General features: G+C 57.3%; 11 protein-coding genes and 1 pseudogene. 1 reads left to right on the top strand and 11 read right to left on the bottom strand.

Annotation, left to right across the window (positions count from 1 at the left end; genetic code table 11):
- Positions 1-110: pseudogene (locus BRX37_RS25395) on the top strand (IS5/IS1182 family transposase); the annotation flags it as partial.
- 36 nt (positions 111-146) lie between these two features.
- Here BRX37_RS25395 and BRX37_RS25390 read toward each other — a convergent pair.
- The 11 genes from BRX37_RS25390 to BRX37_RS25345 form a co-directional block, all read right to left on the bottom strand.
- The gene (locus BRX37_RS25390; protein ID WP_026109678.1) at positions 147-1040 is read right to left on the bottom strand and encodes an SDR family oxidoreductase; all 894 of its coding nucleotides are present in this window, start codon (positions 1038-1040) and stop codon (positions 147-149) included.
- A gap of 107 nt (positions 1041-1147) precedes the next feature.
- On the bottom strand, positions 1148-1324 hold the full coding sequence (locus BRX37_RS26975) for a hypothetical protein (protein WP_007711008.1): 177 nt from the start codon (positions 1322-1324) through the stop codon (positions 1148-1150).
- Between the two features lie 545 nt (positions 1325-1869).
- Positions 1870-2016, bottom strand: coding sequence for a lmo0937 family membrane protein (locus BRX37_RS25385; protein ID WP_017503455.1), 147 nt, complete (start codon positions 2014-2016; stop codon positions 1870-1872).
- A 46-nt stretch (positions 2017-2062) separates the two neighbouring features.
- A complete protein-coding gene (locus tag BRX37_RS25380) occupies positions 2063-2239 on the bottom strand; it encodes a hypothetical protein (RefSeq protein WP_318276950.1) in 177 nt (58 codons plus the stop codon).
- Positions 2240-2364: 125 nt separating this feature from the next.
- Positions 2365-2898: a cupin gene (locus BRX37_RS25375; RefSeq protein ID WP_318276948.1), complete on the bottom strand. Its 534-nt coding sequence runs from the start codon at positions 2896-2898 to the stop codon at positions 2365-2367.
- 202 nt (positions 2899-3100) lie between these two features.
- A complete protein-coding gene (locus tag BRX37_RS25370) occupies positions 3101-3286 on the bottom strand; it encodes a hypothetical protein (RefSeq protein ID WP_017503458.1) in 186 nt (61 codons plus the stop codon).
- A gap of 117 nt (positions 3287-3403) precedes the next feature.
- Positions 3404-4468 (bottom strand): AI-2E family transporter, encoded by a 1065-nt coding sequence (locus BRX37_RS25365; RefSeq protein WP_017503459.1) that lies wholly within the window; start codon positions 4466-4468, stop codon positions 3404-3406.
- 114 nt (positions 4469-4582) lie between these two features.
- Positions 4583-6802, bottom strand: coding sequence for an amylo-alpha-1,6-glucosidase (locus BRX37_RS25360; protein ID WP_125990214.1), 2220 nt, complete (start codon positions 6800-6802; stop codon positions 4583-4585).
- 8 nt (positions 6803-6810) lie between these two features.
- Positions 6811-7905: a glycosyltransferase family 4 protein gene (locus BRX37_RS25355; protein ID WP_017503093.1), complete on the bottom strand. Its 1095-nt coding sequence runs from the start codon at positions 7903-7905 to the stop codon at positions 6811-6813.
- Positions 7906-8065: 160 nt separating this feature from the next.
- Positions 8066-8266: a hypothetical protein gene (locus BRX37_RS25350; protein ID WP_080727390.1), complete on the bottom strand. Its 201-nt coding sequence runs from the start codon at positions 8264-8266 to the stop codon at positions 8066-8068.
- 57 nt (positions 8267-8323) lie between these two features.
- Entirely contained in the window at positions 8324-9040 is a 717-nt protein-coding gene (locus tag BRX37_RS25345; RefSeq protein WP_026109599.1) for a Crp/Fnr family transcriptional regulator, read from the bottom strand.
- Positions 9041-9521: the final 481 nt, after the last annotated feature.

Genomic DNA, 9521 nt, shown 5'->3' with positions numbered 1-9521 from the left:
CCCGATGGCGCCGTCTGGTCCGCGACTACGAAAAGCGCATCGACGTCTCACAGGCGATGATCCTCGTCGCCATGGGTGGAAACCTACTACGCCGAAACGCTCATCCCTGATTTTCCAAACGGACTCTAAGTGGGGCCATATCATGGTCAAGCGATACCTGCTCCCCCAGTCACGCCATACACTTCGCCAGTGATGTAGCTGCCTTCCTGAGAGGCAAGAAGAACATAGATCGGCGCGATCTCGACAGGCTGGCCAGGACGACCGAACTGGCTCTGTTCCCCGAACTTTTTGACCTTTTCCTGCGGCTGCCCCCCACTGGGTTGCAGTACGGTCCAAAATGGGCCGGGCGCGACCACATTGGCTCGGACACCCTTCTCGATCAGTTGCGTTGCAAGCGCCTTGGTATAGGCGACAATGCCTGCTTTGGTCGTGGCATAGTCCAGAAGAATAGCCGATGGCTCATAGGCCTGCACCGATGCTGTGGTGATCACGGATGCTCCAGCTGGAAGATGAGGAACCGCCGCCTGCGTAATCCAGTGCATGGCATAGAGATTGGTCTTGAGTGTGCGATCAAAATCTTCCGAGCTCACGGCCGTGACGTCATCGCGATATTGTTGGTGGCCAGCATTGATGACGAGGATGTCGATCCCGCCGAGACCGGAAAGCGTCTCATTGACAAGCTTGTGGCAACAGCTCTCGTCGGTGATGTCGCCCGGTAGCGCGACGGCCTTGCGCCCCTCTCGTTCGATCAGCTCGATCACTTCTCTTGCGTCAGCTTCCTCGCTCGCAAGATAGGAAATGGCGACATCGGCGCCCTCTCGCGCAAAGGCGATGGCCGCAGCCCGCCCGATGCCGCTATCGCCACCGGTCACGAGCGCCTTGCGGCCGCTAAGCTTTCCTGAACCGACATAGCTGTCCTCGCCATGATCAGGTTCTGGATTCATGTTCGCGGCGATGCCCGGAGCAGGTTGCGGTTGCTCGGGGAATGGCGGCCTGGGATATTGCGTGCGTGGATCCTGCATGGTGAGACGCTCTGCCATGTTCGCTCCTTGCCGAGTACTATGATGGACATTGTCCGGTTTGCCTTTTGAGTGCCAACGAAAAACGCCGCCCCGTCTGGGGCGGCGCATTCTGACCCTGAAGATTGTCAGTCGCCGGTGCCGGGCTTGTCGGTCTTCGGCGGCTTGCCGTCTTCGATTCGACCTTCATTGCGAAGATCCCGACCTTCCTGAGCCTTCTTCTGGCTTTCAGGCGATTTGCCGTGCTCGAAGGCTTCTTCCTTCACGTAACCGGCGGCTTCCTTGGCCTTACCTTCAATGCTCATGATACTCTCCAATTCTGCCAGGGGCAGATGCCACCCAACACCAAGATCAATCCCTGGCCAGGCAGGCCGTTCCTGGGCAATCGGCTGACATTGATCTCGATCAGTGCGATTTCGCGAAGAGTTTCAGGTGCGTCGGCATGACTGAGCATGTGTGCCAGGAGGCGGACTTGATGCACGTCGCGGTCTACCGGGACCATGTGCGCGTCAGCTGGCCGGCAACAAGCCGGAGCGCGCGATAGCCACGATGTGGATACACGCCGCTCTAGATTCCTTTGCGCGACGGCGTAGCTTAGGTGCGCCTGAGTGCGGTGAACGCAAGCGTCAGAATTGGCCTTGCCCGCTTGGAGGTCCCGTGCGACTGTTCGATTGCAGAAACCGGACTTTGCGCCGTGCCGCAGCTACCCATATTCTCCGTTCTATCTCCGGCTTTCTTAGCTGTCTTTACGGCTCGAACATCCTTGTGCGGCATGCCAGTCTTCCTCTTGGCCGATCGCGTCATCTCCGATCGCAATTGGCATGGGTTTTCACGCGCTCGGTCAGGCCGGTCAGGCTCGTCGTCCGGTGACGAACTGATAGACCAGAACAATGACGGCGAGAACCAGGAGGAGATGGATCAGACCACCCCCGATCGGGATGACGAACGCGCCCAGAACCCATAGAATCAGGATAACGAGAAGAATTGTCCACAGCATGTAGGGGCTCCTGTTTACGATTTCGGAGACGTTGACCGGCCGGCCCTTACCGCAGCCCACGTGCCAGCAGCATCCCAGCCAGCAGCATCGCGCCACCCATTGCGACATATTGTCCGGTGGCAGACCGGGTCGGCATATGGTCATCCGAAAGCTGCAGCTCTTCCGCATCTGAAAACATGCCTATCTGCGGCAGCGGGGCGGGTAGCGTCTCAACGAAATGCATGACGGGGGGAAGGTGCATCGGCTTAATCTCTCCTTGATGCAATGAACGCCCCAATGTCTGAAATGGTCCATCTTGAGCATCCACTTGTTGAGCGTTATCAGGCTGCAGGCCGGCGGTGCTGGCGGCTAAAATGTGCTTCCGGTGACTGGATCATATTTCGGTAAAGCCAGGCTGTTGATCCGATCCAGCATCGTCTGGCTGGGCGCGACGCAACAAATGTCCCAGTTCTGTCCCGCCGGATATGCACCTACTGCCAGAAAGTCCCGGCTCTGCTCAATTGCGCGATGCCCGGTTCCAGCAGGCAGCAGCAACGCGTCGCCGGCTCTGACCTTGATTTCAAATGCCTTGGATCCTCCAAGCGCGAGAATGGCATGACCCGATGCCATCCCCAGCACCTCATGTGCGGTCGAGTGATAATGATCATAATCGTAGATCTGATCACGCCATTCGGGTTCCCAGCCATGCTTGTGAAAGCGTGCCTCGAAAGTTTCGGCCAGATCCGTCCGCTCCCTTGGCTCCACTTCGATATACAGCTTGACTGGCAGGACGGGATTATTTGGCACCCACCCATTTCGTGGCAAGAGGATCGACTTAGGAACCATGCCTGGTCCCCGATGATATCGAGATGGCGCACCAAAGCTTGGGTGTTGCTTGTTCATGTGGGTGCGACGAATGGCTGCGCTTTCGCGCCGTAAGGGGTATGAACAAGATCGAAAAATGAGCGATTATGCTCATGTCACCATCGCTCCCAACATTGAAAGATATCGGTTCTGACTTGCTCGGGCTGCGCGAGACCGGAAACAGGATTTTGAACGACCAATGCCTGTTTGAGGACGCGGTCGCGCCAGCGTCCCGCTCGCGTCAAAGAGCCATCTCGACGATATCCAGGCGATTGTCCTGCGCGTAGATCATAGCGGCCTGCAGGGCATCCATGCGAGAGGCGTAGCCCCCATTTTCGAGATTGAGAACAGGATCTCCCACCCGCCCACTCTCGGCACTGACATGCCAGCGGCCCTTCTCCTGCCTGATCGCAACATATTTGAACATGATCGGAGACCTTGAATGCGGCGCCTTTGGTCTGCCGACAATGCGGCAATCGCCTGATCGTTCCACCAGTTCGATTTCGTGTTTCCGGGCACTTTGCGCGGACTGGCCATCCACGCTTCAGTCGCACGTGGTAGCGCCTTTTTGCTCTGACAATATATCCCATCCCGTGAGGAAGAATGCCGCAGCGATCGGCCCCACCACGATACCGCTAAGGCCAAGCGTCTCGATTCCGCCCAGAGTCGTCACCAATATGAGCCAATCCGGCAGCCCGGTGTCTCGACCAACGAGCATTGGCCGCAGGAGATTGTCGACAAGACCTATCACGAAGACGCCTGAAGCGATCACGGCGATGGCCTGCCAAAGATCACCCGACGCAAGCAGATAGGTCGCCACAGGAAGCCATATTATCGCAGGCCCGATCGCTGGCAGCAGGGCCGCAATCGCCATGAGCACCCCCCATAAGAGGGCGGCCGGCATGCCGACTATCCAGAAAGTAGCGGCGCCCAGAAAGCCTTGCGCCAGGGCAACGATTCCCGATCCCTTAATCGTCGCTCGAACAACGATCACGAAGCGCGCTGCGATCCGATGGGATATGGCGTGTTCGAGAGGTAATCTCTTGATGATCTGGGGTGCTAGCGCCTCCCCATCGCGCAGGAGAAAGAAGCTCACATAGAGACCCACACCGAAGGAGAGTACGAAAGCAGCCGCATCCGCGCCGATCGTCAGAGCGCGTTGCGTCAACATGCTGGCGCTGGCGCTCAACGCCTGAGAAATTTTTGCCTGCGCCCGTTCGAACGTACCAAAGCCGGCATTCTCGACCCAATGTTGCATGCGCATCGGCAAGGCAGCATGAACCTGACCAAAATAGGTTGCGAAGTCGATCTGGCCGCTTCTGATCTTTGCGTAAACGCCGCTTGCCTGCTCGACAACGAGACTTCCGATGATCAGGGCCGGCATGATGACGGCAATGATGATGATGAGCAGCGTCAGCGCTGCCGCCAGATTACGTCGTCCGCGACAATCGATCAGAATATGCCTGTAAAGCGGCTGAAACAGCAAGGCTGCCAAAGCCGCCCATAGCAATGCCGAGATGAAACCCGAAATGATCAGACCAAGTCCGACCGTCGAGACAGCGATGAAGAGGATCAATCCTCCATTGTCGATACGCTCGCGTGATATCATTCAAATTCCGATCGCTCATAACTGTCATGCGCAGCCCGGCTGGCGCTTTGTACGGGGGGAGACAATCGGCCTCTGCCATCCGGCTCATCTCTGCGCCTTGGGCAAACAGGATGATCACGCTATGGTGACGATCCTCACCCGACTGTCACGATGCTGCGGCTTGACGACCGCCGTATCTCCGAGGCGGTCGAGCATGATATCCGCTTCTCCCGCCCCCAATGGAAGCGACGCGATGAAAAGACTGTCGAGAAATGTCGGCAAGGTCGGTTGGCGGAAGATGATTTCGTTGGACGACACGTTGAACCCCAGTCCCAGACTGGCCTGGATGAGCGACAGGGGAGCCGCTGCCGACCATGCCTGGGGGCTGCAAGCGACCGGATAGAAGGTCGGGCCCTGCGAACGCCGCCGCGGGAAACCACAGAACAGCTCCGGCAGGCGCAGGAGATCAACATAGGTTGCAGCGGCAAAGAGGCCTTCGAAAATCTGCGCCGCCTGACGTTGAAAGCCATATCGCGAAAAGCCCGCGGCGATCAGCGCATTGTCATGCGGCCAGATCGACCCATTATGATAGCTCATGGGATTATAGCGTCTCTCGGTCGACGCTATCGTCCTCACACCCCAACCGGAGAATGAGGCGGGCGCCATCAATGTCGCCACAACCATAGGTGCGCGCTCTGTTCGAGCCAGACCAGTATAAAGAACATGGCCTGCGTTGGAGGAGCGAATGCGACAGGGCTGCTTCTGCCCGTCGAGCGCAAGTACATATGTTCCCAGTTCCGCGTCAAAGAAAGTCGCGTCGAAACGATCCTGCAGATCGACGGCTCGAGCGAGATAGGCTTCCGAGCGATCCAGATCACCTGTTGCGCGATAAATGCTGCTCGCCGCCTGCCACGCGCCATAAACATAGGCTTGAACTTCGGCGAGAGCGATCGGGCCTTTGGCAATACTGCCATCAGCATGGAATATGGAATCATGGCTGTCTTTCCAGCCCTGATTTTGCAGCCCCTGATCCGTCAGTCGTCCATATTCAACGAAGCCGTCGCCATCGCGATCGCCATGATTGTCGATCCACTGCAATGCAGACTCGATATTGGGTAATATTCCGGCGAGAAACTGAAGGTCTCCTGTGCGTTCCAGATATGCACCGGCCAGCATGACGAAAAGCGGCGTGGAATCGATGCTGCCATAATAACGGCGGAAAGGAACTTCACCCAGTTCGGCCATTTCGCCATGACGCACTTCATGCAGGATTTTACCTGGCTCGGCATCGGCGGCTGGATCGAAATGCGTCGCTTGGTGCGCGGCGAGATATCCCAGCACGCCTCGGCTGATAGCCGGGTCCATCCAGATCGTCTGGAGTGCGGTTATCAGCGCATCCCTGCCGAAAACCGTGCTGAACCAGGGAATGCCTGCATAGGGATATGGACCATATTCCGTACCGGTGGAGAGCATCGAGATATCGGATACCGAACGTCGCGTCACAGCATCGAAGAGGTCATTGGACGATCGCATCGACGCACTGCGGCGGCGTGAAACCTGCAGCGCACGCATGGCCTCGCGCAGGGATTTGAGGAACAGCTTGGGCAGGGGCTGATCAACTTCGCTCATTTGTTCGCAGGCAACACGTGCGAACAATGTGCATCGACCGCCGGGAGCAACAGAGACATCGAATAGCGCCTGCTCGGCCGTCAGCTGGGCTGGCGCGGGATCAAAATGGAGATGTGTCGACCGCTCAAGGCCATCACGCCCCTTATATCCCAGCAGGACATCGGCCTCTTCGACCTTCGGCTCGTGCATGGTACCACGGCGCAATCTTGTCATGCCCCGTATCTCGAACAGATCCGCGAAATCGGAAGCGAAGGAGAGGCCCACGGATACCCGGCGCTCTGCAATGTCAAAATTGCGCACAATGATCCGTTCGTAGATCGCGCCTTCCCACAGGAAGCGGCTGCGACGCAGATGGATCAGATCATGCTCCACTTCGACGCGGCCGTCTGATCCGAGGAAATCCGGGTTGGCCAGATCGCAGGTCAACATCGCATTGTCGTCGCGTAGCGCCGAACTCAGCAGTATCGGGCGCATGCCGTTGACCGTGAGATAAAGGTGCGAAAGGTGGCGCGTATCGCGATGATAGAAACCCTCGGGACTGCCAGGTCCGGATATGGCGTCGCCGCTATGGTCAAAGACGGCAAAGCTGTCTCCATGCTTGAGCGTGCGTGGCCGACGCTCGTGCAATGAAGCGGTAGCAGGGATGAAGAACTGGGTTTGCGCCTGTGACAGCGCCTGTCCTCCTGCAATGCCCGGCACCCCTGGCTGCGGTTGGGTCAGCGACATGGCGACTCCTATGCGACGATCTGCAATTCCGACTCCTCGCCGCGCTGGCGACGCAGCCAGGCGGCATCCGTACGGGCGCCCGGCAGCCTGTGATATAATGCGGCATAGTCTGCGGCCATCCTGCCAGCCGTGAACCGTGCGTCGAACGCGCCACGCACCCTTGCGCGCTCAAGGTGACGAAGTTGGCCCACCGCTTCGACCGCCTGGTCCTCGCTGTCCACGATGAAACCCGAGCGCCCATGCTCGATGATCTCGGGCACCGATCCGCATCGGAACGCAATGACCGGTGTCCCACAAGCCATTGCTTCGATCATTACAAGACCGAAAGGCTCGGGCCAGTCGATCGGGAAGAGCAAGGCCCTTGCACCCCCGAGAAAATCCGCTTTCTGCTGTTCGTTGATCTCGCCGATGAAGCGAATATTGGGATAGAGTTTGATGAGGGGCGCGATTTCCTCTTCCCAATACCCCCTATCGACAGCATCGATCTTTGCGGCAATTCGCAGTTCGATGCCGGCCCGGGCTGCGATGCGAATGGCGCGGTCTGGTCTTTTCTCGGGTGAAATGCGCCCGAGGAAAGCGAGATACCCCTCACCGGCGCCGAGGCTGGGCTGCAGCAGATCGACCGGCAGACCATGGTAGATGGTCGCACCCCAATTGACCGGTGGCATGGGCTGGCGCTGATGATCGGAGATCGACACGAGACAGTGATCGCCAAAACACCGGTAGAATGGCGGCAGATCGGGAAGGTCCAGTCGACCATGTAATGTCGTGACGGTTCGTCCGATAAAATCCTGGATCATGGGCAGATGCAGCAGATCGATATGGAAATGGAGCGCATCAAACTCGTCGGCCCTTTGCCGCACCGCATCCAGCATCATCATATGATAAGGTATGGTGTCGACGATACCCGGGGTCAGTCGCAGCGCCGCCGGCGTAATCGGAACAAGCTCAGCCGATGTCTGCGAATCGCCGCTCGCGAACAAGGTCACTTCATGCCCCTGATGCACCAACGCCTCTGTGAGATAGGAGACGATCCGTTCGGTACCCCCATAAAGCTTGGGCGGCACACTTTCAGCAAGGGGAGCGATTTGAGCGATCTTCATGCGGCTATCCTCTACCGGAGATAGGCCTCGTTCATCCCCCTGCACACGAGCCGCAAAGTAAAGCCCCGCAAATGCCTAAAGTTGCATTGCAGCAATAATAAAAAATACAATTCAATACCGAAATGATTTTTAGTATTGATTTAGATCAATCAGGAGAATTTCATTCTTCAGGAAAATCCTTGTCTTCGCCTGCAGCCACTTGCTCACGCGCTATTTCGGCGGCACGCAGAAGAGAAAGGCCCGTCCCCTCTGCTGCATTGGCTGTCAGCGTTATTGCAATACCGTTCGGTCCATCCAGCATGATCAATCCGGCGTGGGCTGAGGCAATGCCGGCTTCTTCATGGATACCTGGGGTAGGCATAACGGCTCTGCTCCTTCTCAAGGACACAAGAACGATATGCCACCAGCGGCGGTTCCGTCAGTCCTGCTCGTCGAGGAACAGGTAGGCAGGGTCAAATTCACCCAACCGCGCCAGACCTCTCAGATCACGGATCTCAACATCATGGCGGTGGATTGCTAGGAGATCGCGATCTTTGAGTTCACGCAGCATGCGGTTCATGTGAACGGACGTTATGCCGCATGCTTCTCCCAAATCGGCTTGGGTCATAGGAAGAGCAAAACGCGCTCCATCACTTCGACCGATCGCTCGCAATTTCGCTTCGGTCTCGCAAAAGAAGTGGCTGACCCGCGCAATCGCATCGAGACGACCGAGACGAAATATCCACTCGCGATGCATGGCGGCATCAAGCAGCGTGCTGAACCATAGCAATTTCGTGAGTGACGGGCGCGTCGCGACGAGTTGATCGAGAGCAGCATGAGGCACTAACGCTATCTTACAGGCGGTCAGTGTCGCGAGGTCATGATCAAGATGACCCAGCGGGTAGCCATGGAGGTCGACAAAATCGCCAGCCACATGCACCGCAACGAGTTGCCTTTCTCCTTGCCTGTCATCCATGTATCGGCACATCATACCTTCGATGAGATAGGTACTCATGCTGACATTTTGATCGCGAGATATAAAGGTCTTGCGGGCAGGCAATGTCCTTAAATCGGCAACCGCTTCCTCAAGTGCTCCAAGGTCTTGGGCACTCAGCAGATTACGCCTGCGACTACGCAGAAAATCGGCAAACACCATCGTCATGTCCAGCATTGCAGATTGGATCGTCATGCATTCGCACATCACCAGAACAGGGTCGAGCGCAAAGGGTCGCTTGAACTCGTGCGGACAGGGCTGGCGGCGACCGAGCGGTGGAGGTCGCGATTGCCACGTTCGCAAGTGGTATCAGGCGAGCGCTTCGAGATCGATGGAGAGGCTGCGACACAAACACAGAAGTAAAAACCCTGCATCTTCCGATGCAGGGCTAGGGGGGCCGCAAATCAATGACTTGCTAAAAAAATAACTACTGCAGGCGCGTTTTGTATCCGAAGAAATATCTTCATCCGCAAATTTCGTTACGGCCTTCCCACTGGTATTATGCCTCGGACTGTCTGTGAACCGCCCCGGCTTTCCCGGAGGCTCCAATTTGTGGGAAGGAGCTTTCTTTATGAGCAAGACCCGGAACAAGTTTTCTCCTGAAGTCCGCGAACGCGCGGTGCGCATGGTTGGCGAGCATCGC

It is taken from the genome of Sphingomonas sp. S-NIH.Pt3_0716 (assembly GCF_003950715.1).
In the GTDB taxonomy this organism is placed as follows: domain Bacteria; phylum Pseudomonadota; class Alphaproteobacteria; order Sphingomonadales; family Sphingomonadaceae; genus Sphingobium; species Sphingobium yanoikuyae_A.
This window is presented reverse-complemented; position numbering and strand designations above follow the sequence as displayed.